Below are 24,876 nucleotides of genomic sequence, written 5' to 3'. Positions count from 1 at the left end.
CCGTTCAGACTCCCTTCATTCTGGCAATTTTCGCACCCGCAACAGGCGCCTGCATGAGGTGAATGCCACCTGATTGCGGTGCAGCTTCCAATGTTTCAGATGCTCCTAGGCGATGAGACGTGACGGCAAGAAGCGTAAGATCCGGGCCGCAAAAACATGGCATTGTCGGTGCAGGAACAGGAGCTGCTATGCGATCGAGCAGCTTTCCATTGCGATCAAAGCGGTTGAGGACACCGGCAGAAACTCCGGCACTCCAGTAATTGCCATCACTATCGCAGGCGCCACCATCAGGACGCCCCGTCTCTTCATCAAGATCAGCAATGCGGGTACGATTGCTTATCGATCCGGTTTCGACGTCAAAATCATAGCGATCAATCCATGGCCCACGGGAATCTGTGTGGAACATCGTTGCAGCATCGGCAGTCCATGCAAGACCGTTGGAAATCTCAAAGCGTTCCGCCTTGATTTCGGCTTTGCCATCAGCAGTCACACGATAGAGTTTTGAAATGGCTTCACGCTGTGGACGCGCATCCATGCTACCGATCCAGAAAGCTCCGTCCGGTCCAATCTTGCCGTCATTCAGGCGCGATGTTTCCGGCTCGTCATAACCATCCCAAAGAGTCTGGCGTTCCAATGTTTCGGGATCAAACAGGATAATCTCGCGCGCAAGCGAAACGACCAGTCGGCCGCTTTCCGCAAGCCCGAGACAAGGAACTGCAGTCTCGAAAGACCATTCGCGCAGAGGCCCTTTATCGAGATCAATCTCATAAACTTTCTGCCCGTTGATATCGCATGCAAACAGCGTTTTACGTCTGTCATCCCAGACAGGGCTTTCAGTGAGTTGTCCGCGCAGATCGGCTATGCAGCGAAAATGGGCCATCACACAGCCCCCGTTTTACGACGGACCACATCTGGGTTTTCAAGAACAAAGTCAGAGAGTTTGAGTCCCAGACCGGCACCTTCAAACGGATAGATCACACCCTTTTCGATGCGTGGCATCACAGTCACCAGATCGCGATACCATGAGGTGTAATAGGCGCGCACAGATTCCTGAAAAATCGCATTGGGCGCATTGAGAGAAAGATGGATCGAGGCTGCGAAAACCACCGGACCAGTACAATCATGCGGCGCTATGGGGCGCTGGAACGCCTCGGCCATGGTTGCAATCTTCTTTGCTTCGGAAAGCCCGCCGCACCATGAAATGTCAAGCATCACATAATCGGATGCGTCGGCACGCAGCACATCGAGAAACTGCGCACGAGTTGCCATAGTTTCACTGGCGCAGACGGGAATGCCGGATTGACGCGCATAAACGGCCAGCGCCTGCGGGTTCATCATCTTGATAGGATCTTCCGACCAGAAGGGCCTGAAGGCTTTGAGTTCACGCGCAATCGTCAGTGCTGATGTCAGATCCCACATCGAATGAAATTCGACCATGATTTCCATCTGATCGCCCACCGCATCGCGGATCTGGCGAAATGGAACCAGCGCCTTGTCGAGATCGGTTGCGTGAATGTAATTGCCGCCACTGCTCATCGCAAAGGGGTCGAACGGCCAGATTTTCATGGCCGTAATACCTTCCGACAACAGGCTTTGCGCAAGCGCTCCGGCATCACGATGAAACGCCAGCTGATCTTCGTAAGGGCCTTCCTTTGCGTCATCCTGATCGCCGATATAACGACGGGCGCCGCTTTTGTTATAGGTATAGCCCGCACAGGTATTATAGGTACGGATCGAGGGACGCGAGAGACCACCAAGCAACTGATGGATCGGCTGATTGGTCAGTTGCCCGAAAATATCCCAAAGCGCGATATCAATGGCCGAAGCCGCACGTATCTCCACACCCGAAGAACGGAAGCCGACATAAGGCTCTAGCAACAATTTTGAAATGCGATCAATTTCCAGAGGGTTCTGGCCCACCAATTGCGGAGCGATGTCGCTGTGAATATAGGCAGCAACCGCATTGGCCCCGCGGAACGTTTCGCCCAGGCCGATGATCCCCTCATCGGTATGGACCTGCACCCACAAAATATTGTTGAGGTGCGGCAGTTGTACGGTTTCAATGGCCGTAATTTTCATCATGCACTCCGAATAATTCTGGCCTAAAAGCCTTTGGCCCTATCAATGCGCAGACGGCTGGCGGCTGCGCGCTACAATCTGTGTTGGGTTGACAAAGCGCAGTGCCAGCAGAAGCCAGACTAGTGATGTCACCATGTAGATGACGGCCATTGCATCAATGGACTGAACCGAGCGGACACCTGCCGCAAAGACGGAATAATAAAGCGCGACCACCAGCGTCTGCGATGTCGGGCCAGCCGTCAGGAAGGTCAGTTCGAACATGGCAACCGTGCGCACCAGCACCAGCAGCATGGCTGCAAGAATGCCCGGGGTGAGCATTGGCAGCAAAACATGCAGAAACAGTTTGAAGGTGCCCGCACCAAAGACCCGCGCTGCTGCTTCAACCTTGGGATCGATCTGTTCGATAAACGGCACCATCACAAGGATGACAAAGGGGACCGTCGGCACAAGATTAGCCAGAACCACACCCCAGAAAGTTCCACCAACGCCAAACTTGTAGAGCACTGTCGCGAGCGGAATGCCAAATGTAATGGGCGGAACCAGAAGCGGCAGAAGGAAAATCAGCAGAACGATTTTCTTGCCCGGAAAATCCCGACGCGCCATGGCGTAAGCTGCTGTCACCCCGAGAAATCCGGAAAGGATGACGACGGCAAACACGACCTGGAAAGTAACCAGCAGCACCTGATCAAGCTGGAATTCGGCCCATGCGGCGGCATACCAGCGTGTTGTGAGCGCATCGGGCAGCCATGTGCCAAGCCAGCGTGTGCCAAAACTGGAGACGACAACCGCGGCAATGACAGCCAGTACATTGAGAACGAAGAAGCCCGTTACAAGCCAGACAACCGTAATCCAGAGCTTTGAAAGGACAGATGTATCGCGGATCATGGTCTATCCTTTCCCGCCAGCGGTCGAACCGCGATAGAAGAACGAACGAAGGCCGAGCAAAGCACCCACCACAAGCAGCTGTACGGCGGCCATGATCATGGCGATGGATGATGCCATGGAGTCATCATATTGCTCGAAAGCTGCCTGCGCCGCGGCAATGGAAATCACACGCGTGGGGCCGGATGGTGCCCCCAGAAGGACAGCGGAAGGAAATACCGCAAAAGCCTGCACGAATGTCAGACATGCGGCCACCACAAGCCCCGGCACCAGAAGCGGTAACATGACATGGCGGAAGCGCTGCCAGCTGTTTGCTCCATGCGTTGCTGCCGCACGTTCCAGAGCCGGATCGATGCCGGAAATATAGGAAAGCGTCAGCAGGAAAGTGAATGGAAACACGGTAATCACGAGCGATGCAAAGACACCCCAGTAATTATTGGTGAGCTTCAACGGATTATCGATCAGGCCAAAGGCAATCAGAGTGCGGCTGAACCAGCCCTGCGGTCCGAGATAATTCAAAAGCCCTTCGGCAATCAGAACCGTTCCCAGAGTGACTGGCAAAACCAGGATTGTCGTCAGAAGACGTTGCCGCGGCATCAGCCGGACCCGCATGGCAATTGGAACGGCAAACAGGACACTGATAAGCGTCACCGGAATAGCCAGCCAGAGTGTCGCGCCTATGGTTTTATAGAGATAGGGATCAGAGAAGAACTTGCGATAATTAGCCAGTGCTCCGCCGCCATCAAGCGGGTTGAAAGACAGGACGAGGCCATAGAGAAACGGGTAAATGAAAACGCCGATAATGAAGAGCAGCGCCGGCAGAATGAGCAGTGTCACCCCATCGAAACCGCGATTGGCGAGCCTTTGACGCAGGCCGGGGCTCAAAGCCTGTTCGGAAAATCGTTCTTCCGCCATGGCCTAAGCCTCGCTCGCAAAGACCAGCGCGTGGCCTGCATCGATGCCGAGCGTGATCTTTGCGCCCGGCGCAACTTCCTGCGGTCCATGAAAGACCATTTCCATACCGCTTTCAGTCCGCGCTATGCCGACATACTCACGACCTCGATATTCAATCGTCTCGACAGTGGCAGCAATTGTGTTGCGGCCTTTTTCACCCGACACAACATCATCTCCACGCGCCATGATAATGGCGCTACTGCCAGGCTGCAGCGTGTCCATCGCGCGCCCAGTCAGTTCGCTGCCCGATACGTCGATAGTTGCCTGTCCGTCTTCAACGCGCACAACCTTGCCACTCAAAGCGTTGCGGAAGCCCATGAAGGCTGCAACATCCTGAAAGCGCGGGGCTTCATAAAGCTCATGCGGCTTGCCGACCTGCCGGATTTCCCCATCACGTAACACCACAATACGATCCGCGAGAGACAGGGCCTCATCCTGATCATGGGTCACATAGATTGTTGTCGAACCAAGCTGGTTATGAATACGTCTGATCTCAGCGCGCATCTCAAGTCGCAGCTTTGCATCAAGATTTGAGAGCGGCTCATCCATCAACACGACAGGCGGCTCGATCACGATAGCGCGCGCAATGGCAACACGTTGCTGCTGCCCGCCAGAAAGCTGGCCGGGGAGTTTTGCTTCCTGCCCCTGCAGTCTGACAAGTGCCAGCGCTGCTCGCGACCGCTTGTCTATTTCGGCTTTGGGAAGACCGCGCATCTTGAGGCCAAAGCCGACATTCTGCAGCACGTTCATATGTGGAAACAGGGCATAGTTCTGAAACACCATGCCGAAACCGCGATCTTCCGGTTTAAGCTGATCGACGCGTTTTTCATCAATATAGATACCGCCGCCGGTCGTACCCAGAAGACCTGCGATACAGTTGAGCGCCGTGGATTTTCCGCAGCCTGAAGGGCCCAGAAGGGCAATGAACTCACCTTTTCCAATCGTGAGGTTGATTTCCCTCAGCGCATTGAAAGTTCCAAATGAGCGGCTCATTCGATCAAGCCGAAGTTCTTGAAAGGACATTGACGCAAGCACCGTAAATTGAGTGGTGATCTTAGGCGGCTAATGGCGGACCGTATGATCCGCCATTGACGCTTTGGAGGAGCCTTAGCTGGCTGCGACGTCTTCGTCCCAGCGCCGGAAAGCAGCTACCAGAGCTTCCGGCTCAAGCGGCAACTCAATCGGATTGTTTGCAATCCAGTCGGCATATTCCGGACGACCAAACTCGGCAATCACGTCCTGGCTTTCCTTCGGTGCCATCTCGATCGTGACATCCTTGACCGCAGGACCCGGATAGAAATAGCCCGCATCGTAGGAATAGGCCTGCTGATCAGGCTTGAGCGCGAACTTGATAAACTCCATCAGGACCGCGACCTTTTCTTCGGAAACGCCTTTCGGAATTGCGAAGTAATGCGCGTCACAGACCCAGTGGAAACCTTCCAGTTTGCTGACTGCCATTTCTTTTGGAACAACGCCCAACGCACGCGGGTTGATATCCCAACCGGTTGTGGTTGCGGTCATATAGCGCGTGCCTTCGCCGAGCTCTTTCATCAGAGCGCCGGTGCCGGCAGGATAATATTCGATATTCTTGTGCAGTTCCTTGAGATAGGCCCAGGTCTTGTCCCAGCCCTTGACCGGATCTTTCGGGTCGCTGTCGCCAAGAAGGTAAGGCAGGCCCATCAGGAACGTGCGGCCCGGGCCTGAATTTGCCGGACGTGCATAGATGAATTTGTTTGGATTTTCCTTGGTCCAGGCCAGAAGCTCTTCGGCCGTCTTTGGCGGCGTCTTGACCTTCTCAGGGTGATATTCGAGCAATGGACCGGACGGGTAATAGGAAACCACAACGCCTTTGCCCTTTGACATTTCCTGCATACGCCAAGCGGGCTCGAGATAGATATCCTGCAATTTTGGCAGGCCATTGTCTGGAAGAGCAATGATATCGGTCCAGATATCGTCAGCAAGCCCTGCAGATAGCGCATCTGGGCCAATAATCACCAGATCGATATCGATACGGTTGGCGCGCTGTTGCGCCTTGATTTTGCCCGGCAGTTCCGGTGCTGGTGCTTTGTTGAACGTGAAGCGCGAAACGAGCGCTTTTTGTTCAGAAGCAAAATTGTCGAAAATCGGCTGCGTCAACGCGAGATTGCCAGCCGCGTCAATGACATTCAGGGCGACAGGCGATGATGGCAGCTTTGCCGATTGTGCCCATGCAGCACCCTTGGGCAGCAAAAGTCCTGCGCCAGTTGCAAGTCCGGCCCCCGCCATGAATGTGCGGCGTGAAATTCCTTTGGTCATGTTCTCCTCCACCTTTTTTACTTGTCCCGCACACACCGCTTCCTCCTGTCGGTACGCGCCGGTTTTCTATTTTTCAGACAATTGCATCGGTCTCCCAACCCGCAACGACCTTTTCGAGCGCCTTGCGGTCAGCCGTTTCAAGTTTAGGCAGGCCCGGTAGCCGCACATCGCCAACAGCAAGACCCTGAATTTGCAGTGCTTCCTTGACCACTGTGACGTTTGCACCATTGCGGTATTTGGTCCGCATGGTTTCAAAATCGGCGATGCTTTCAACAACGGCACGAGCCCGGGCGTAATCACCAGCTTCCAGCGCGTTCCAGACAGCCAGCGAGCGGTCAGGAGCCACATTAACGAGACCGGATGTGAAACCCCGCCCGCCTAATGCGTAAAACGGCAGTGCCCAGCTTTCGGCGAGACCGCAAATCCAGGTCGCATCGGTTCCCTTGGTTGCGCGGCAGCATTCAAAGAACAACATCGTGTTCTGCGATGCGAATTTCACACCGGCAACCTTCGGATGGGTTGCAAGCCGGACCATCTCGTCCAACGGGATCAGATCGGAGCGGATATAGGCAACGATCGGAAGGTCGGTAGCTTCTGCAATCTCGATAAAGTAATCGACCTGTGCATGAGGGGCAGCGAAGGGATCAAGCGGATGATGGATCATCACGCCATTCGCACCCTCAGCCTGTGCGGCTTTTGAGACCTTGATTGCATCGCGGACCGAACGTCCGGCTGCGGCTGTTACCGCAGCTTTGCCATCAGCCGCTTTGACGGCGATTGCCTGCAGGCGGATCACTTCATCCACAGTCATGCTGTAGAACTCACCGGTATTGCCGCCGGTCACGATGTTATGCACGCCAGCTTTTGCGATACGTGCAACAATTTCGGTGGTTAGTGCGGCATCAATCTCGCCATCTGTGTTATAGGCAGTCGCATGCACGCCCGAGATGCCTCTCAGCACCCCGCGGTATTCCGCTAAATTCATATTACCCTCCCAGGTACTGGTCAGAAGACCAGTTCGATATGTGTATCCCCCGCTTTCACGATGTGCTCCCGCATCAATCGCTCGGCTAAATCCCCGTTTCTGGCCGTAATGGCCTGCATGATCGCTTCGTGTTCGCCAAATGATTGTCGACGCACATCTTCGCGAGACAGCACCGTTACCCGTGCCGCATGATCATACATCCGCTGCGCATTTTGCAGCCGTCGCAGATATTCGCATCCCGATGCCTCGTGAATGGCATCATGAAATTTCTCATTGAGCTCGATCAGCGCATCCACATCACCGGATTCAACAGCGGCCCGCATTTCCTCAATGACTGCGCGAAGAAAGGCAAAAGCTTCTTCATCGCCGTGTTTTGCAGCCTGACGCGCGATAATGCTTTCAAGCGCTGCACGCGCCAGCGTCATCTCTTCGGCCTGTCGCGCATTGAACGAAACAAACGTACCGCGTCGCGCTTCCGTGCGTACCAGCCCCTCACCCTCCAACTGGCGAAGCGCTTCTTTCAAAGGACTGGTGCTGATACCCAGATCAGCAGCCAACTGTCGCTCATTCAATCTGTCGCCGGACTTCAGCCGACCCGAAATGATCGCCTCCCGCAGATCGTCATGCACATGATCTCTAAGGCTCTTCACCTTGATCGGTGAAAATTGGGAAACACTGTCACGCAAGGGCGCACCTGCTTGTCATCCGAAATTACTACACGATCTTGGAGCAGCTGATTAAATATGTCAATATCTGATGTATCAGACATCAGATATGCGATTTACGAGGTCCTATAGTTGATTACAAAGTTCATTACTCATTGAATTAATTATGTTTTCTTCAGGAAATCGAAAATAGGCGAACCACTGAAGAGGCGCGTAAAACAGACAGGATAAAAAAATAGCTGCCATGAGCGGCAAAGCATTTGCCATTCATGGCAGCCAAAAGAAGACAGAATCGTTGCGGTTAGCGAGCCAAACCTGCCGCTAACAAATATTGAACGGATTGCTGGATTTTGTTCTTATCGCGCAATTCGAGAATAAGGCGTGGATTGCTTTCCAGCTTCGACAAAGCTGCAAAAACAGCGTGCCAGCGGATCGTGCCTTCGCCGATTGCCCAATGGCGATCTGCATGGCCGTCAGCGTCCTGAAGATGAACGTGCTCAAGACGATTTCCCGCGCGGCTGATGAAATAATCAACCGGATGCGCGCCCATGGAGCCATAGGCAAAATGCGCGTGTCCCGTATCAACGGAAACGGCTACAGACTTCGACTGAAAACTATCGGCCAGAATACGGCGCAGGTCTGGATCGATATCTTCGATATTTTCGATCACAAGCGTACAGCCAATTTCTTCTGCGCGTTTTACAACTGAAGCAAGTGTGCCATGGGCATAGTCAACAATGTCCTCAGCGCTGCCCGCCACATTGTCGCGATTATTGTTGAACCAGAAATTATAAGGGCTGTGTACGACCATCTGCGTCGCGCCAATATATTCACAGACTTCCAGACCCTGCAGGTAGCGCTCGCGAACAATCTTGCGAATGTCTTCATCCGCATTCGACATGTTAAGTCCCCAGAACGGACCATGGATGCCAAGGCGTCCCTGATAGCCATCCAGAAGCGTTTTGATGCGGTTTGCAGGGGTTTTCCAATCACCCTTCAACAGGCTGACATCAAAGAAATCCTGGATTTCCAGATCGCGGTTTTCAGAAACGATAAAATCGAGATGATTTTCGAGATAGGACAAAGGCACGGCTGCGCCGAGCAGCGGCAGATCAGACATGGGATTTTTCCTGCGTTTGGCTGGATGGATTTGGGGAATTGAGATCTTCAGGCGGGTTGTTCAGCAAGGGCATGTCGCGATGCGACAACCAGATCAGGACTGTCAGACGTGATGTAAGCGACGTCTCGCTGCATCCAGCGATCAATCAGCACGCGATCATTCAGTGTCCAGACGCCAAGGCGTTCCTTGGGAAAAAGCGAGGTGATGCGCTCAAATTCGGCTTCAAACAGCGCGTAATGAACGCCGACATAATCGACCAGAGGTTCAACACTGGTGAAGAAATGCTCCAGTCCACCATTGCGCTCGACCCATTCAGCGTTGAGTGACATCAAACGTCTGATCTGTGGAGCAACGTTCGCACAGCGTTCAACGACACTGCGGTCGAAAGAGTGCAGAACGACACGTTCTTCGATGCCGCGTGCCTTGATGATTTCGACAGCCTTCTCAACCAGTCCTTCATATGGCTTGCCGTCTGGGCCAGACTTCAGCTCAACATAGAGATCGAGTTGAGGCTTGGCTGCGAGCACATCCAGCACTTCTTCAAAAGTCGGGATATGATCGTCGGTGACGACGCCCTGTTCATCTTTCAGATGAACGGCCCGACGGGTCTCATCATCCAGTTCGCGGACATGGCCCTGCGCATCGGTCGTGCGTTCAAGCGTGCTGTCATGGATTACCAGAATCTGACCGGCATTTGTCAGGTGAAGGTCGAACTCGACGCTATCGACGTCGAGTTTCTGCACATTTCTGAAACCTGTCAGCGAGTTTTCAGCCCATAGATTGCGTGCGCCGCGATGTGCCATGATCTTTTTCATTGCGATATTCCTATTGAACGGTTGGGTCCAGCTTGTCGCGCAGCCAGTCCCCGAGCAGGGAGATTGAAAGGGTGGTCAGCACGATGACCATCGCAGGTGCCAGCATGATCCAGGGTGCCTGCGTTAGATATTCACGCGCAAAGCCAACCATGTTTCCGAGTGAGCTTTCGGGTGGCTGCACGCCAAGGCCGAGAAATGAGAGGCCCGATTCCATCAGAATGATTTCCGGGAACGTCAGTGTCATCGACACGATCAGTGTGGAGGCGACATTGGGCAGGATATGGTGAAAATAGACGCGAAAAGGCGTAGCCCCCAGTTGTACAACAGCACTCGCATAACCCTGCGCACCGGCGGAAATCGCAAGACCACGCGCGATGCGCGCATAGCGCTCCCAGCCATAAAACCCCATGAGACAGATAAGCAGTGTCATCGAGTTGCCGAAGAAGGCCAGCACGGCAAGTGCCAGCACCATGAACGGAAGTGCTGCCTGAAAATCGGCCAGCATCAGCACCACCTGCTCAACCCAACCGCGGAAGCGTGCAGCCAGAAAGCCGAGCAGCGTTCCAAAAAATGCTGAGAGAATCGTGGCACCAAATGCGATGATTAGGGAAACCCGGATCGACTGCAAAAGACGTGAGTAGACATCGCGACCAAGCTCGTCCGTGCCCAGCCAATGACCGGGTGTACCAAGTGGAACAAGGCGCGCCATCAGATCCATTTTGGTGATCGGATAGGGCCGGAGAAGATCGGCAAAAATCACCACAAAAAGCATCAGAGCGAGCCAGAAGATCGCGAATGCAACGCTTGCCGGTACGGACTTGCGCAGACGGGTAACAAGCCCCGGCGCCCGGATTGCGGTCGTGCTGTGAAGAGCTGTGTCGGTCATCCTCAACCTCCCTTAATGCGCAGCCTTTGATCTCAGGCGCGGATCAAGAACACCGTAGAGAACATCGACAATGAGATTGGAGACAACCATGCAGCTTGCGATCATCAGAAGAAGACATTGCACAACTGCGAGGTCACGATTGGCGACCGAGACGACGAGCAAGCGCCCAACACCCGGCCATGAAAAGATGGTCTCCACGACAACCGCACCGGCAATCAGCGAGCCGACCATGAAGCCCACGATGGTGACAATGGGCACAGAGGCGTTGGGCAAGGCGTGTTTCCACACCACATCATGCCAGCTTACACCCTTGGCCGAAGCTGTGCGGATATAGGGTCGGCCCAGAACCTCGATCATCGCTGAACGCGAGAACCGGGCGAGAATTGCCGTGCCGCCAATCGCGATGGTGAGCGTTGGCAGGATGCCGTGTATCCACGTATCGCTGCCACCTGATGGCAACACACCCAGCTGGATCGAGAAGATCAGAACCAGCACGAGACCGAGAACAAACGACGGCACCGTGAAACCAAGAATGGAAAGCGTGATAACACCACGATCCGCAAAACCCTGGCGATGCAACGCGGCATAGACGCCTGCTGGAATACCAAGGCAGAGCTTGATGATCAGTGCTGGTATCGTGATTTGAAGGGTAGCAGGAACGCGCTGCAAAACCAGATCCATCGCCGATGCCTTGTCGCGCATGGATACGCCGAAATCAAAACTCAGTATCCCTTTGAGATAAGAGAGATATTGAATCCATAGTGGGTCATCCAGCCCCCATGCCTTGCGAAAAGCATTGATGGATTCCTGCGGTGCATCGGGGCCAAGCATGATCTGCGCGGGGTCGCCAGACATGCGCAGAACAACGAAAGCGAAGGTCATAACCAGAAACACTGTGACCACTGCACGAAAAAAGCGGGACGCTATATAAGAAAACATTCAAGCCTCACGCCGCAGTTTTAACCGGCTCGACAAAGTGACAGGCCGTCCTGCGGTCGTAACCGGAAACTTCAAGATCAGGCATTGTGGTCGGACACTGAAACCCAGCCATCGGACAACGGGGATGGAACACACAACCATCCGGTCGATTGGCCGGATTGGGTGGTTCGCCCTTCAGGATCATGCGGTGTTCAAGCCGTTTGCCGGGAACAGGCACGGAGGAAACGAGCGCTTTTGTATAGGGATGCTGTGGTGTTTCAAAAATGACGCCGGAGCTTGCTTCCTCGACGATCTTGCCGAGATACATCACCGCCACGCGGTCGCATATATTGCGCACCACCTTGAGATCATGGCTGATGAAAACCATGGCAACGCCGTGGCGTTCCTGCAAATCACGCAGCAGATTGACGACCTGCGCCTGAATGGAAACATCAAGTGCCGAAACCGGTTCATCGCAGACCAGCAGTCGTGGACTTGTTGCCAGTGCCCGCGCGATGATGACACGCTGGCGCTGGCCACCCGACAATTCATGCGGATAGCGATCTCGCTGATCGCGGCGGAGACCGACCGATATCATCAGCTCTTCGATACGTTCTTTAAGCTCTGTGCCTCGGGCCATGCCATGAATCTGCAAAGGCTCGCCGATTTGCGAGGCAATCGTCAGCCGTCGATCAAGCGCTGCAAGTGGGTCCTGAAAGACCAGCTGCATTTGCGCACGCAGCTTCCGCCATTCAGGCGTATTGCGCGGCGGCAACGGCTTTCCATCAAAGAACACCTGTCCTTCGCTGGCATCATCAATGCCAAGCAACATGCGGCCAAGGGTGGATTTGCCGCAACCAGATTCCCCTACGATACCCAGTGTTTCGCCGGGCTTGATCGTCAGGCTGACACCATCAACCGCTTTGACCGGATCAGCTTTTCTGAAGATACCGCCCGCCTGATAGGTCCGGACCAGATTGCGTGCTTCCAGAAGGTAACTCATGCCGCCGCTCCTTCTGCCTTTAGCGCACCCGCTATATTTGCCGCATCCGTATAGTGGGTATGCAACACGTCTTCTGCGTTGAAACACGCGACTTTCTGTCGGCTTAATTGACGGAGATCTGGGATATGTTTTTCACATTGCTCACTGACTTGCGGGCAGCGCGGAGCAAAGGCGCAGCCCTGTGGCAGGTTTCGCGGATCGGGAACCGTACCCGGAATGGCTCGTAGTCTTTCGCGACCACCATCGAGCCTTGGAATGGCATCGAACAGACCGAGTGTGTATGGATGTTTTGGCGTCTCGAACAGTTCTGCAGTTTGTCCGCTTTCAACAATCCGGCCCGCATACATCACTGACACGCGCTCGCAAATCTGACTCACCGCGCCAAGGTCATGGCTGATGAACACGATTGCCATGCCGGTTTCCTGCCTGATTTCATTCAGAAGATCGAGTATCTGCGCCTGAATGGTGACATCGAGTGCAGTGGTTGGCTCATCGGCAATGAGCACATCCGGCTCACCGGCCAATGCGATAGCGATCATGATCCGCTGACACTGGCCACCTGAAAATTCATGCGGGAAAAGATCAAAGCGTCGTGCAGCATCTGGAATGCCGACCCGCTCCATAAGTTTGACTGCTTCAAGCCGCGCTGCACTGCCCTTCAATCCGCGATGAAGAGACAATGATTCCACAATCTGCGGGCCAACTTTCTTGACCGGATTAAGCGACGAACTTGGATCTTGAAAAATCATTGCAACGCGACCGCCACGAACGCTTTCCTGCGCATGGCGGGGAGCACCAATCAGCTGTTGACCATCAACAACCACTGAACCGGAAACCGATGTTTTTCCCGGCAAAAGCCCAAGAGCTGCCAGCCAGGTTACGGATTTTCCGCACCCCGATTCCCCAACCAGACCCAGAGTTTCACCCCGGTCGATGTCGAGATTGATACCGTGCAGAACCTGCACACCGCTGAAAGAAACCTTTAAATCCCGAATGGAGACGAATGCCACCGTCTTCTCCTTTCGCTCGGTCAATCGCGGTTACTGGCGATTTTTCAGATGCATTTCATGAAGAGGAAAATGGCTGACGCGTAAACGCGTCAGCCATTCATCAGGATCAGACGTTCCAGTTGTTCGAACGGAAATCCATGGCGAATGCCGGAGCAGCCTTCCACTTCAGTTCCTTCTTCATGCCGGTAAACACGGCATTCTGATGCAGGATGTTGTAAACCGGATCTTCGCGCTCGCAGATTTCAAGCATACGCTTGATCGCCTTCTTGCGCTCTCCGCGATCGGTCGAAGTTTCCATGATGACCGACAGCTTGTTGACCTCTTCGTTCGACCAGTCCTTCTTCTGCTGGACTTCGCCGTTCGGGCCAAACTGAACCACCATTGGTGTGATCGGATCATTGATGTTGTTGGATGCCGACCAGTCACGGACACCCTTTGTGCCTGCTGGATCGTGAATCTGCGCCCAGTTTTCCTTCATCTCGATCTCGACATTGAGACCAACCTGCTTCCACATTTCTACCAGAACCTGAGCGGTTGGCGTCTGGTTGGTATAGTAGTTGTTGAGCAGACGATAAGGAATCGCATCGCCTTTGTAGTTGGCCTGCTTGAGCAGATCGCGTGCCAGTTCAGGATCAAACTTCGGTGGCTCCCAACCCTCGATAAACATGTCGGAGGTGCTGAAGCTTTCAAACTGCAGACCTGCCGGAACAACGGTCTGGCCAGCCCAGAGCGAATCCACGATTGCCTGACGGTCGATCGAATGGGTCATCGCGCGGCGAACGAGCGGATCGCGCAGGACTTCGTTCTGCGTGTTGAAGATCGTTGTACGATGGTTCCAGATGGTCGAGCTTTGAACTTCAAGGCCTGGATTGTTGGCAACATTGCCAATCTGGTCAGGTGGAAGATCACAGGCGAAGTCGTACTGACCCGAAATGAGGCCGTTTACGCGGCTTGCTACTTCTGGCACTTCCACGAAGCGGATCTGCTGAAGCGGTGGACGACCACCCCAATATTCGTCGTGGGCCTCAAGAACGAGTTCTACGTCAGGCTTATAATCGGCAACCTTGTAAGGGCCGGTCGTGACCGGCTTGCGTGCCCAATCAGTATAGGATTTCGCTTCATTCCAGGCGCGCTTGTTGGCGATCTGCGAACCAAAGGCGTAGAGACGGCCTTCAAGGGTGACGTCAGGTGTCGCGTTGTGGAAACGCACGGTGTATTTGTCGACAGCTTCAACGCCGCGAAGAGCTGGCCAAAGACGGCGCGAAATGCCTGGAATTGCAGCCGGCAGTTCTTTTTCAGTTTGCGGCTTGAAGTTTGCCTCATAAAGCGTCTTGCCACCGGCAGGCTCAGTGCCTGCAAAAAGGCGTTCGTCCGAGAACGAGAAGACGACGTCTTCAGCCGTCAGTTCATCACCATTATGGAACTTGACGCCCTGACGCAGCTTGAGTTCAATGGTCTTGTCGTCCAGACGCTTCCATTCGGTCGCAAGACCCGGAACAGGGCCCTGATTGCCCATCCAGTCACGCAGGATGAGACCTTCCCACAAATTCGGGAAGAAGACGCGCTCGCCAACATTCGACTGCTCGTTCCAGATATCGAGCGTGTTGTTGTTGGTGATCTTCTGCACGGCAATCGTGATCGAACGGCGCTGATTGGCGCGACCGATGCTTGGAAGGATAAGGGTGCCGGCGGTGGCTCCCATCAGACCTAATGCGTGACGACGATTAATAAGCATTCTTTACCCCGAACGATGGCGACCACCGCATCAACGATGACCAGCTGTGAGACTGCACGGGGAAATAGGCCTCCTTTGTAACAGGATTTTCTCAGTTCATTGAAGCTTTCTTGAATGCACGCGCTTTTGATGCTGCATGAGCGCAACAAAAAACCCGGCTCAAAGGCCGGGTTTTTCTTATTTTATAAGTTCAGCTGATTAAGCAGCAGAAGCCTTGATCCAGTCAGCAAGGCGGCTCTTTGGAGCAGCGCCAACCATGTTGGCGGCAAGTTCGCCGTCCTTGAACATCAGCAGCGTCGGGATCGAACGCACGCCGAACTGTGCTGCGAGTTCTGGGTTTTCGTCGATATTGACCTTGGCGATCTTGACCTGTCCAGCCATTTCAGCGGCGATTTCGTCAAGAGCCGGAGCGATCATCTTGCAAGGACCACACCATTCAGCCCAGAAATCAACGACCACAGGCTCGCTCGACTGAAGAACGTCCGACTGAAAATTGCTGTTATCGACCTTTACGGTTGCCATAGGGCTATCCTCATATCTGTTTGAGAGCATAAGACTCATCGAGAAACTGCTCATTTGACCATATCATGTGGCGTGTCAGCCCGCATTCGTCAAGCTCTGGTTGCTCACCTTTCCTTGAGAGTCACTGAGAGCCTTCAATGCTTCATTGAGCACGTTTTCCGGCAATGGCAGCAAATACGGGCCTTCCGTGAAGAGCAAAGCCACCTCAACAACCCTTCCCGGATAAAGAGGCGCAAGCAATTCCCGATAAAGCGCGAGCTGCGCCCGATAGGCAAAAGGCACGGCTTCAAGGGTCTTTGGTGGAGGTCGATTGGTTTTATAATCCACAATCAGCACACGGTTTTCATCAACGCTGATGCGGTCGATCTGGCCCGAGACGGCATGGTCTTTTCCGCCGAGATTGATCGTACCCATGACCGCCACCTCACCACGGGATCCGCGGGCAAAAACCGGCGCAAACTTTGGATCGGCCAGAATTGTTGCAACACTCGCCCAGGCTTTCGCGCGTTCAGCTTCCGGCCAGTCGGCAGCAATGCGTTCCAGATAATCCTGTGCAAGCTTCTCGCGCTCATTCGTGGCCACTTCTGGCAGATATTGCAGCAGCATATGGATCGCCGTACCGCGACGAAGAGCAAATGCAGACGTCTCGCCTCCCTGTCCCAGAACCGGCGACAGCGTATCAAGCGGTGGTTCTTCTTCCGCTTCAATCAATGCTGATGCACCTGATGGCGCCAACGGACGCGGCAGACCCGGTTCCGGCTTTATGGGCTTGCGATAGTCGAGCGGCAGTGGTGGCAGCTCTGCTGCTTTCGCCACTTCAGGCTCTGCAATCTCAGTGAGACCGCGCGGCGTGTTGCGGTAGCGTCGGGCGGCAACACCCGATACCGGATGTACAAAGGTTTCGGCCTTTGTGGTCAAAGCATCTTCAACCAGCCTGTGCCATGTCTCGCCGCTTTCACGCGAACCACGATAGCCACAGACAATCAGCTTATCTTCAGCACGCGTCATGCCTACATAGAGCAGGCGGCGATATTCTTCTTCCGCACGAGCCTTCAAGCCTTCAATCTGTGACGCCAAAAAGCCGGTCTGATAGCCAGCATTGGGCTGCCAGAGATAGCCTTTCACCTGTGGCCCGTCATTGCTGAGATCAAACGGGATCAGCTTGGGCGCGCGTGTTCCGCTCCAGACGGCATTGCCTGGATCAACCAGAAACACCACAGCACCTTCAAGCCCCTTGGCGGCATGAACCGTCATGATACGCACTTCGTTGCGGCCCTGATCAAGTTCGCGCTTGATCTGCGGTGAGGCCGCATCAAGCGTTTCCAGAAAAGCCTGCATACCCGGCAGACCAGCGCGTTCAGCCGAAAGCGCGTAGTTCTGGAATTCGTCGATAATATCGCCTGCTTCCGGTCCAAGCCGCGCCAGAAGCTTACGCCTTGCGCCATCTGCGCTGAGAATCCGCGCATAGAACTCGAAGATCGGCATGGTGTCGGCCATATTGCGCCAACGGCTCAGCGTCTTATGATCGCCGATCAGTGCCGGGTCTTCAAGGGATGCATGATAAAGGCGCTCAAACAGCGTTTCGCCGCTCTTGCGCGGATTGGCGAGCGCAAACAGCCTGTCATCATCCCAGCCAAACAGCGGGCTTTTGAGGAGAGAGGCCAATGACAAATCATCTGACGGCTGCAACACGAAACGCCCCAGCGCCATCAGATCCTGAATGGCGATGTGGCTTGTAAGCTTGAGCCGGTCGGCACCAGCCACCGGCACATGGCGCTCTTTGAGTGCGCGCGAAAGCGCTGGCATGAACTGATCGCGCTTACGAACCAGCACCATAATATCTTTCGGCGCAAGTTTGCGGTTCTGGCCCGGAATGGTTTCGCCACGATCAAGCCAGTAGCGAATGGTTGCTGCAATCTGTTCGGCGAGTTTGATAGCTGGAGCTTGCAAATGATCGACCGGCACGCGCCAGTCGTCGGGCTCCTCCACCTCTTCCGGCGTCAGCATATCCCAGATTTCCACCTCGCCCGGCTCATTATCACGAATGGCGGAGTGAACAGTGGCACCTGACAAGCCGCGATTAGCCTCGGGACGTGCAAAAACCTCGTCCACGGCTTGCAAAACATCAGGGGCCGACCGGAACGAGAAGTTGAGGCTTACGCGCTCGAATTTAAGCTCTGCATCCTGTGCTCTGAGGCTAACCGCCCTGCCCTGTGCAGCAAAGTCTTCCGGCACTGCACCCTGAAACGAGTAGATCGACTGTTTTTCATCGCCAACGGCAAACAGCGTGCGCTGCACATTACGCTGACCGAGGCCTGAGAAAAACTCTTCCGACAACATACGGATAACCTGCCACTGATCGGGGCTGGTATCCTGTGCTTCATCGACAAGAATATGATCAATGCCGCGATCAAGCTTATACTGCACCCATTGCCCTGCCCCATCACGCGCCAGAAGCGCCACTGTGCGGGTAATCAGGTCTTCAAAGTCGAGCAGACCGCGCTTGCGCTTCAAATCATGATAGCGCTGCAGGAGATTATCAATGAGTGTGAGCCCGGCCAGATTTAGCCGGATAAGCCGTAGCTCCTTGATCTTGTCGAGACCAATTTCAACACGCATTGCTGCGGCGTTAAAATCTTCCTCGAAATCCGGCAGCAGCTTTTTGACCGCAGCCGAGCCGACATAGGAACCGGATTTTGCTTCGCCGGTCGCTTTAAGGAAGGAAGCGCGCAGAACGGATTCCTTGTCGAAGCTGCTTTTAACCTTGTCATATTGCTTGAGCTGTAACGCAAAATCATGTGCGCGTGCCGCACCCTTCTGGATCGACAAAATGAGATCGAGTGCATCGTCGGAAAATTCCGGCACCGGCCACATATCATCCAGCAAATCGGATTCGCGCGTGTCTGGCCGGAAACGGAAATGCCTATGCAAAGTCTCGCTGCGCTCATCCGCATTACCAAGCGCCGTAATGTATTGCTGCAAGCCGTTGCGGCGACCAACAGCCTCATCAAGCAGTGCCTGCAAACCCATCTCGCCCGCTGCCTGCATGACATCGGCAAAGGCGTTTGCCAGTTCCGGATCGCCGCCGCCATGTGCAGTCTCAAGCAGGGTGCGTCGCGCTTCGCCGACAAGGGCGACCTGCATAAGATCGTCCATCATCTCGAAGTGGCCTGCAATATTCGCCTCAAGCGGGAACTGATGCAGGATGGCTTCGCAAAATGCGTGGATGGTCTGGATTTTCAACCCGCCCGGCGTTTCAAGCGCGCGCGCAAAAAGCCTGCGTGCCACCGCAAGCCGTGTCGCTCCCGGGCGCCTGCCTTCGAGCTTGATAAGCCTGTCAGCCAGATCCTCATCCGGCAACATTGCCCATTCGGACAATCGCGCAAAGACGCGGTTCTGCATGACGGCTGCCGCCGCCTTGGTATAGGTGAGACAAAGGATTTTTGACGGATCAGTGCCTTCGAGCAGCAGCCGGATAACGCGCTCGGTCAGAACGTGAGTCTTACCCGAACCGGCATTCGCCGACACCCAGACAGAGGCCAGCGGATTGGCGGCACTGGCCTGCGCGTCGATTGTTTCCTTTGGAATGACACGTTGTTTTTTCATTCGCCGCCCTCCCCGCCAGCATCACCACCAGCGGACCATTCCAGCACACGAGCCAGATGATCATAATCGCCAGTCAAATCTGTCTCACGAAAAGGAAGCGCGCGGGAAAGATAACCCTTAGCCGGATTCTGATATTCAGCAAGCAGCTGCGTCAATCGTTGCCAAGCCTCTTCGCCAAGGGCGGGCGCGGTCTTTTCAGATGGTGGCCGACCGATCTTCAAAATCGATTCCGGCTTCACCTCTCCGCCTGCCCGTAATCGCACATAGGTCAGATCAGACGCTCGAACAGAACCCAGTTCGCGGAACGCACCGCGCACGAGAAGAGCAGCTTCAAGCGCCAGCTGTGGCGACAAGAGGACATGCGCCTGTCTTGGCGATGGCGTGGAGCCGGTCTTATAGTCGATCACTTCCGCAGTTCCGTCGCGCATCAGATCGATACGATCGGCGCGGCCCGACAGGGTGATGCCAAGACTTTCAACCTCGCGCTTATCCGACGAAATTTCGGCAAAGCGGGTCTGAACATTATAAGCACGCTCCCGCTCCCATTCGAGGAATTGCGGAATAAGTGCGGTAAAACGCGGCCACCAGACTGCTTCGATCTCAATGGGCAGATCCATTTCGCCAAAGAAATGCCGGCCAAATTCTTCAAGTTGCGCGCTCGCATCTGGCGCCAGCGGATCGATGCCCTCTTCTGTGAAATGTCCAAGAATGTCGTGAAAAAGCGTTCCACGTTCTGCGGCTGCCGGATCGCGGACCAGCGGCTCCAGCGGACGCAACTTCAGAATTTTTCGAGCGAAAATCGCATAAGGATCGCGACGCAGCGTTTCAATTTCCGTGACTGAAAAATGCTTGGGCCGCGCGCTTACAGGTGGTGTCGGTTCCGGGCGTTTGACAAAAGGCACATCAGGCGCCTGATCGATTTCACGCGCCCAATGAATAAAACGTTGCCCACGCGAGCGCATATCCTTGGTCACATCTGAACCCAGAACCGTTTCAAGCCGCTGCAACCAGCGCGACGGAATCGTCGGCGCATTATCAGAACGCTGCGAACGCGAAAGCACGACATGATCCATGCCAAGCGCCATTTGAAAATCATGTGCTGCAAGGCCGGTACGGCGCTCAGGTGGATCAAGCGCGATCATCGCCTTCATAGGACGCGACATGAACGGGTCGTTGCGCGTCTTAGCGGGCCATGTGCCTTCGTTGAGACCACCGATCACCAACGTATCCATGGTCTGCAAACGCGCTTCCAGCGCACCCCAGATGAAAACGCGCGGATGGCCACCCGGATGCGGCTTGACGGTTTCGCCCGACATCAGAGCTTCAAGAATTGCGGGCCATTCAATAGCCTCGAAATCCAGACCCGCTTCGCTCGCCACAAGCTGACGCAGAAATGAAGCCAGCTTCTCGCCATGCTCGCCGGAATAATAACGCGTGACGCTTTCGCTTTCATCACGCGCCAGATTCTCCAGCGCTTCCACAGTTGCCCGTGTAATCTCACCAATATCCGTTCGCCGGTTAAAGGTGGCAAAAGGTGCCAGCGGCGCAACAGCTTCCGACAAGCTCACGCAAAGCGCGCGCGCCGCTTCGATCATGTCAGGCGTAACAGTCGCGTGCCATGCCGGTTGCCATGACTGGCTGGCGCTTTCTTCCATGCGGCGATCGAAAAAGGCAGGAAGATCGATGATCGATGCCCTGCCCGTACCGCCCCGGAACGCCACCAGTTCAAGTGTTTCCGCAGCCAGTCGCCGGTCAATGCGCTTGCCACCAAGCCGTAGCATCGGGTGCTTGACCAGCGCTAAAAGGGCCACAGGATCGCCGGGGTTGAACACGGTTTCGACCATGAGACGCATCAACGTCGCGGTTTCGATATCGCGCAAATGGCGACCGCCGGAATCATCGGCGTCGATGCCAAAGCGGGCGAGTTCGCCCACCACGCGGCGCGCGAGATTTCTATCGGCAGTAACCAATGCTGCGGTCTTGTTTTCATCGCTGATCGCATCGCGAAGCGCCAGGGCCACTGCCAGCGCTTCCTCACGCTCATTGGCGGTTTCAATCAGATCGATCTTTTGAGCCGATTGCAGCAATCTGTGGGGCTGCATATCCGCATCGCGGTTGAGCAGGCTCCATGCATCCGTGGTTTCTGCCGGGCGCAGCGCTTCGCTGACCACACGCTCCAGCACACGTTTGTTAACCGGCATATCTTCGATATGTTCGACATCTTTGCGTAATACCCCAATAGCCTGCAACAGCTTGTGGAGACCATATTGCGGGTGGCCGAAGGTGGATGGATTATCATCCGAAGCCCCCAGCAGGTTCCAAGCGCCTTCATCAAGATCACGATCAAGTCCCGGCAGAACCACAGCACCTTGCGGCAGTCGGGCAATGACTGAAACGAGCTCGGCAGTCGCGGGAATAGAGCCTGTGGAACCAGCCGCAATCACAGGCCCTTGCGGCGGATGATCACGCAGTCGCCGCACCTCACCCCAGATCAGTTCATTGCGGTGCGCTGCCGGATTGGACAGCTTGCGCTCTTCCAGAATTTCCGGCCAGAGTTTCGTGACAATATCGAGAAAGCCGAGCGTGACCTGCCACCAGTCGGCAAGATCATCGGGCGCAATGCTGGCAAGCTCACTCCATTTGGCATTGTCGGTTTCGACCTGATCCATCAGGCCAGCCAGATCACGCGCAAGCCAAATCGCGTCAGAGGTTGTTGCGGGAACCGAAACATCATCGACGCCAAACAGCGCCCGCACATGCGCAGGCAGCGATTCTCGCCATGGGCGAATGAGCCGCGCCAGCAGCAACAGCCGTTCAGCCTTGCCAATTGGCGGATTAAGATCGAATACGCCGCTTGTGGCTGCGTTGAAAAAAGCCGCATCCTCATCCACATCGCCCAGCGGGCGAATGGTCGGAAGGATCGCAGATTTAGCCGGATTCATATCTACCAGGATGGAACGAAGCGCACGCGCTGCACGGCGCGTCGGCACATAGATGGTCGCGTTCGCTAATGCCAGTGGGTCAGAGGCATTACCCGGAAAGCCTTCAATCAGGCGGCCTTCCAGAAGTGCCTTGGCAAAGGCTGGTAGAAAAGCTGTGCCGGATGGAATGGAAAAAAGCTTCGGCCTCGTAATGGTCATTCCGCCATGCTCTCCTTACGCAATTGCGGAAAGCACAGCCTCCGCCTCGCCGATTGCTTCCGGTGTTCCCACCGTAAGCCAATGCCCGGTCATGGGCATACCATAAAGACGTCCGGCTACAATGGCTTCATCAAAATAGCGATTGAGCGATGAAACACCCGGCTCGGCTTTGGCAAAAATACGCGGATGAATGACTGCTGCCCCGGCATAGATGACCGGGTCTCCCGCGACATCACGCAGACGGCGCAAGCGGCCTTCTTCATCCGCAACGAAATCGCCCTTACCTTCAAAACCTGTTGCCTGATCGAGCCTCGCCGTCATGAGAAGAATATCCATCCGGGCATCGTCCCAGACATGCGCCAGCGCCGAAATATTCGGCTGCGCCTCATCACCAACCCAGAATGTATCAGCATTGAGTACGTAGAACGGCTTACCCCCAAGCTGTGGCAGCACATTCACGATACCACCTGCAGAATCGAGCAGCAGATCACGCTCGTCGGAGATCGTGATTTTCGGCTTTGAGCGACTGCCAAGATAGTCGATCAGTTGGTCGGCTAAATAATGAACATTGACGATTGTATTCTCAACGCCTGCACCCGCCAGCGCATCCAAGCCCCAATCGATCAGCGGCTTGCCGGAAACCTTAACCAGCGGCTTGGGCATGGTTACGGTAATCGGGCGCATACGCTTGCCAAGACCTGCTGCAAGCATGATCGCTGTATCAGGACGTGTCATTGTTTCTCCAGCAATGCGAGATCATCAAACCAGCGGGCGACCGGCGCCATGACCGGATGCTTTAGGACGCGGCTAAGATAGTCGTGAATGCGGGGCAGATGCGCGAGATAATGCGGCTTGCCATCACGTTCATCAAGCCGCACGAACAGACCCAGCAGCTTGGCGTTGCGCTGCGCACCCATGGCGGCATAAGCCATGCGGAAAGCCGCTTCGTCAAACACATGGCCAAGCTTGCGGCGTTCATCGCGATAGGCATCCACCACTGCCTTTTCGAGCTCCGGCGTAATCGTCACGCGAGCATCAAGCGCCAGCGACGCGACATCATAGGCAGCAGGGCCGATCATCGCGTCCTGAAAGTCGATCGTGCCAATCTTGTTTGCGCCTTGCGCATCCTCAAACCAGAACAGATTTGGCGAATGATAATCACGCAGCAGCAGGCTTTTCTCGCAATCCGCAATAGCGTCGAGAACTTTGTCCCATGCCGCTTCATAAGCCTGCGCTTCTGCATCAGTCAGCTTGCGGCCCATCATGCGTGGCGCATACCATTGCCCGACAAGGCTCACTTCCATGATCATCGCATCACGATCAAAAGGTGCAATGATGTGATCTGGATAGCCTGCAACAGGCGCATGGTCGGGCCACTGAACCCCATGAAGATGCGCAAGAAACCGTCCAGCCGCTTCATAGCGTTCAGCCACCGGCTCACCCGATGGAGCCCTGATGCCCTCAAGCCCGAGATTTTCGAGGATCAGCAGTCCTGCATCAATATCAATAGCGCGCATTTGCGGCACGCGCAGGCCATTTTTCGCAAGCAGATCATCAATGGCCACGAAAGCCTGAATATTCTCTGCAATATGCGCAAGCTGGCGATAGGACTTGCCGTTGCGCAATGGCGGATCGTAGGGCATCGCGGGCGCATTCATCAGAATTTCAACGCCGTGCGCACTGTCGATAATCTCATATTTGCGCGGTGAAGCATCGCCCTGCAAATAGCGGCGCGTGGCCCCTGCCCGGTCGTTGTTTTCCAGGAAAGTGCGGATTTTCAGCGTGCGCTCAAGACGCGAAATCGCGGCTTCCGACCCGCTAATTGCGATGCGCCGCCCTGCCCCTTCGTGGGTTAATGTGACGGCAAAGCTCGGCTCTGGCAGAAAACCTTCCGCCTGTTCCGGCCATTCGGACAGCACAACACCATCTTCGAGAAACTCGACAAGTCCCAGCTCATCCAGCTCTTCGCCATGCGAAATCCGGTAAAGATCAGCGTGAGCGACGGGCAAGCGCAGCGCCTCATAGCTCTGCACCAGCGTGAATGTCGGGCTTGGCACCTCAAGCCCCTCATCATCGGCAATCGCGCGAATGACGGCGCGTGCGAGCGAGGATTTACCGGCGCCAAGATCGCCCGATAAAGTAACGAGATCGCCTTTGACCAGCGCCAAGGCGAAATCCTCGCCAAAGCGTTTGGTCGCAGCCTCATCGGGCAGGAACAATTCAAGACGGGTTATCGGGCTACTGATTGGGGTGCTCATAAA

Annotated in this window: 20 protein-coding genes; all 20 read right to left on the bottom strand. The window is 55.0% G+C overall.

Annotation, left to right across the window (positions count from 1 at the left end):
• Nucleotides 1-4: 4 nt before the first annotated feature.
• Entirely contained in the window at nt 5-880 is an 876-nt protein-coding gene (locus CEV34_RS06935; protein ID WP_007872598.1) for an SMP-30/gluconolactonase/LRE family protein, read from the bottom strand.
• Nucleotides 880-2,079 (bottom strand): mandelate racemase/muconate lactonizing enzyme family protein, encoded by a 1,200-nt coding sequence (locus tag CEV34_RS06930; protein WP_007872595.1) that lies wholly within the window; start codon nt 2,077-2,079, stop codon nt 880-882. Before CEV34_RS06930 ends, CEV34_RS06935 begins: the two co-directional genes overlap by 1 nt.
• Before the next feature lie 42 nt (nt 2,080-2,121).
• Nucleotides 2,122-2,964 (bottom strand): ABC transporter permease, encoded by an 843-nt coding sequence (locus CEV34_RS06925; RefSeq protein WP_007872592.1) that lies wholly within the window; start codon nt 2,962-2,964, stop codon nt 2,122-2,124.
• A gap of 3 nt (nt 2,965-2,967) precedes the next feature.
• Nucleotides 2,968-3,876: an ABC transporter permease gene (locus tag CEV34_RS06920; protein WP_007872589.1), complete on the bottom strand. Its 909-nt coding sequence runs from the start codon at nt 3,874-3,876 to the stop codon at nt 2,968-2,970.
• Between the two features lie 3 nt (nt 3,877-3,879).
• Complete coding sequence (locus CEV34_RS06915; RefSeq protein WP_007872587.1) at nt 3,880-4,938, bottom strand: ABC transporter ATP-binding protein; 1,059 nt, start codon at nt 4,936-4,938, stop codon at nt 3,880-3,882.
• An 84-nt stretch (nt 4,939-5,022) separates the two neighbouring features.
• Nucleotides 5,023-6,210, bottom strand: a complete 1,188-nt coding sequence (locus CEV34_RS06910; RefSeq protein WP_007872585.1) for an extracellular solute-binding protein — start codon at nt 6,208-6,210, stop codon at nt 5,023-5,025.
• Between the two features lie 73 nt (nt 6,211-6,283).
• Nucleotides 6,284-7,195, bottom strand: coding sequence for a dihydrodipicolinate synthase family protein (locus CEV34_RS06905; protein ID WP_007872583.1), 912 nt, complete (start codon nt 7,193-7,195; stop codon nt 6,284-6,286).
• A 20-nt stretch (nt 7,196-7,215) separates the two neighbouring features.
• On the bottom strand, nt 7,216-7,824 hold the full coding sequence (locus CEV34_RS06900) for a GntR family transcriptional regulator (RefSeq protein ID WP_007872579.1): 609 nt from the start codon (nt 7,822-7,824) through the stop codon (nt 7,216-7,218).
• Between the two features lie 337 nt (nt 7,825-8,161).
• A complete protein-coding gene (locus CEV34_RS06895; protein WP_007872576.1) occupies nt 8,162-8,980 on the bottom strand; it encodes a sugar phosphate isomerase/epimerase family protein in 819 nt (272 codons plus the stop codon).
• A 47-nt stretch (nt 8,981-9,027) separates the two neighbouring features.
• Nucleotides 9,028-9,795: a glycerophosphodiester phosphodiesterase family protein gene (locus CEV34_RS06890; protein ID WP_007872573.1), complete on the bottom strand. Its 768-nt coding sequence runs from the start codon at nt 9,793-9,795 to the stop codon at nt 9,028-9,030.
• A gap of 10 nt (nt 9,796-9,805) precedes the next feature.
• Nucleotides 9,806-10,681, bottom strand: a complete 876-nt coding sequence (locus CEV34_RS06885) for an ABC transporter permease (RefSeq protein ID WP_079212482.1) — start codon at nt 10,679-10,681, stop codon at nt 9,806-9,808.
• 12 nt (nt 10,682-10,693) lie between these two features.
• A complete protein-coding gene (locus tag CEV34_RS06880) occupies nt 10,694-11,620 on the bottom strand; it encodes an ABC transporter permease (protein WP_007872567.1) in 927 nt (308 codons plus the stop codon).
• A 7-nt stretch (nt 11,621-11,627) separates the two neighbouring features.
• Entirely contained in the window at nt 11,628-12,602 is a 975-nt protein-coding gene (locus CEV34_RS06875; RefSeq protein WP_007872564.1) for an ABC transporter ATP-binding protein, read from the bottom strand.
• Nucleotides 12,599-13,612: an ABC transporter ATP-binding protein gene (locus CEV34_RS06870; protein ID WP_007872561.1), complete on the bottom strand. Its 1,014-nt coding sequence runs from the start codon at nt 13,610-13,612 to the stop codon at nt 12,599-12,601. Before CEV34_RS06870 ends, CEV34_RS06875 begins: the two co-directional genes overlap by 4 nt.
• Before the next feature lie 106 nt (nt 13,613-13,718).
• Nucleotides 13,719-15,347 carry an ABC transporter substrate-binding protein gene (locus CEV34_RS06865; protein WP_007872550.1) on the bottom strand — a complete coding sequence of 543 codons (1,629 nt, stop codon included), beginning with the start codon at nt 15,345-15,347 and terminating at the stop codon, nt 13,719-13,721.
• 198 nt (nt 15,348-15,545) lie between these two features.
• Nucleotides 15,546-15,869, bottom strand: coding sequence for a thioredoxin (gene trxA, locus CEV34_RS06860; RefSeq protein WP_007872546.1), 324 nt, complete (start codon nt 15,867-15,869; stop codon nt 15,546-15,548).
• A 75-nt stretch (nt 15,870-15,944) separates the two neighbouring features.
• On the bottom strand, nt 15,945-19,475 hold the full coding sequence (addA, locus tag CEV34_RS06855; protein ID WP_007872544.1) for a double-strand break repair helicase AddA: 3,531 nt from the start codon (nt 19,473-19,475) through the stop codon (nt 15,945-15,947).
• A complete protein-coding gene (gene addB, locus CEV34_RS06850; RefSeq protein ID WP_007872542.1) occupies nt 19,472-22,615 on the bottom strand; it encodes a double-strand break repair protein AddB in 3,144 nt (1,047 codons plus the stop codon). The genes addA and addB overlap by 4 nt, the downstream gene beginning before the upstream one ends.
• 15 nt (nt 22,616-22,630) lie before the next feature.
• Nucleotides 22,631-23,350: a nucleotidyltransferase family protein gene (locus CEV34_RS06845; RefSeq protein WP_007872540.1), complete on the bottom strand. Its 720-nt coding sequence runs from the start codon at nt 23,348-23,350 to the stop codon at nt 22,631-22,633.
• Nucleotides 23,347-24,873: a tRNA (adenosine(37)-N6)-threonylcarbamoyltransferase complex ATPase subunit type 1 TsaE gene (tsaE, locus tag CEV34_RS06840; RefSeq protein WP_007872538.1), complete on the bottom strand. Its 1,527-nt coding sequence runs from the start codon at nt 24,871-24,873 to the stop codon at nt 23,347-23,349. Before tsaE ends, CEV34_RS06845 begins: the two co-directional genes overlap by 4 nt.
• Between the last annotated feature and the right edge of the window lie 3 nt (nt 24,874-24,876).

Source organism: Brucella pseudogrignonensis (assembly GCF_002252525.1).
Lineage (GTDB): Bacteria > Pseudomonadota > Alphaproteobacteria > Rhizobiales > Rhizobiaceae > Brucella > Brucella pseudogrignonensis.
The sequence above is the reverse complement of the archived record's forward strand: the minus strand, read 5'-3'. Positions and strand labels throughout refer to the sequence as shown.

Excerpts from the sequence above, each read along its gene's own strand:
- CEV34_RS06935 (WP_007872598.1), bottom strand. The coding sequence starts at position 880 with ATGGCCCATTTTCGCTGCATAGCCGATCTGCGCGGACAACTCACTGAA.
- CEV34_RS06930 (WP_007872595.1), bottom strand. The coding sequence starts at position 2,079 with ATGAAAATTACGGCCATTGAAACCGTACAACTGCCGCACCTCAACAAT.
- CEV34_RS06925 (WP_007872592.1), bottom strand. The coding sequence starts at position 2,964 with ATGATCCGCGATACATCTGTCCTTTCAAAGCTCTGGATTACGGTTGTC.
- CEV34_RS06920 (WP_007872589.1), bottom strand. The coding sequence starts at position 3,876 with ATGGCGGAAGAACGATTTTCCGAACAGGCTTTGAGCCCCGGCCTGCGT.
- CEV34_RS06915 (WP_007872587.1), bottom strand. The coding sequence starts at position 4,938 with ATGTCCTTTCAAGAACTTCGGCTTGATCGAATGAGCCGCTCATTTGGA.
- CEV34_RS06910 (WP_007872585.1), bottom strand. The coding sequence starts at position 6,210 with ATGACCAAAGGAATTTCACGCCGCACATTCATGGCGGGGGCCGGACTT.
- CEV34_RS06905 (WP_007872583.1), bottom strand. The coding sequence starts at position 7,195 with ATGAATTTAGCGGAATACCGCGGGGTGCTGAGAGGCATCTCGGGCGTG.
- CEV34_RS06895 (WP_007872576.1), bottom strand. The coding sequence starts at position 8,980 with ATGTCTGATCTGCCGCTGCTCGGCGCAGCCGTGCCTTTGTCCTATCTC.
- CEV34_RS06890 (WP_007872573.1), bottom strand. The coding sequence starts at position 9,795 with ATGAAAAAGATCATGGCACATCGCGGCGCACGCAATCTATGGGCTGAA.
- CEV34_RS06885 (WP_079212482.1), bottom strand. The coding sequence starts at position 10,681 with ATGACCGACACAGCTCTTCACAGCACGACCGCAATCCGGGCGCCGGGG.
- CEV34_RS06880 (WP_007872567.1), bottom strand. The coding sequence starts at position 11,620 with ATGTTTTCTTATATAGCGTCCCGCTTTTTTCGTGCAGTGGTCACAGTG.
- CEV34_RS06875 (WP_007872564.1), bottom strand. The coding sequence starts at position 12,602 with ATGAGTTACCTTCTGGAAGCACGCAATCTGGTCCGGACCTATCAGGCG.
- CEV34_RS06865 (WP_007872550.1), bottom strand. The coding sequence starts at position 15,347 with ATGCTTATTAATCGTCGTCACGCATTAGGTCTGATGGGAGCCACCGCC.
- trxA (WP_007872546.1), bottom strand. The coding sequence starts at position 15,869 with ATGGCAACCGTAAAGGTCGATAACAGCAATTTTCAGTCGGACGTTCTT.
- addA (WP_007872544.1), bottom strand. The coding sequence starts at position 19,475 with ATGAAAAAACAACGTGTCATTCCAAAGGAAACAATCGACGCGCAGGCC.
- addB (WP_007872542.1), bottom strand. The coding sequence starts at position 22,615 with ATGACCATTACGAGGCCGAAGCTTTTTTCCATTCCATCCGGCACAGCT.
- CEV34_RS06845 (WP_007872540.1), bottom strand. The coding sequence starts at position 23,350 with ATGACACGTCCTGATACAGCGATCATGCTTGCAGCAGGTCTTGGCAAG.
- tsaE (WP_007872538.1), bottom strand. The coding sequence starts at position 24,873 with ATGAGCACCCCAATCAGTAGCCCGATAACCCGTCTTGAATTGTTCCTG.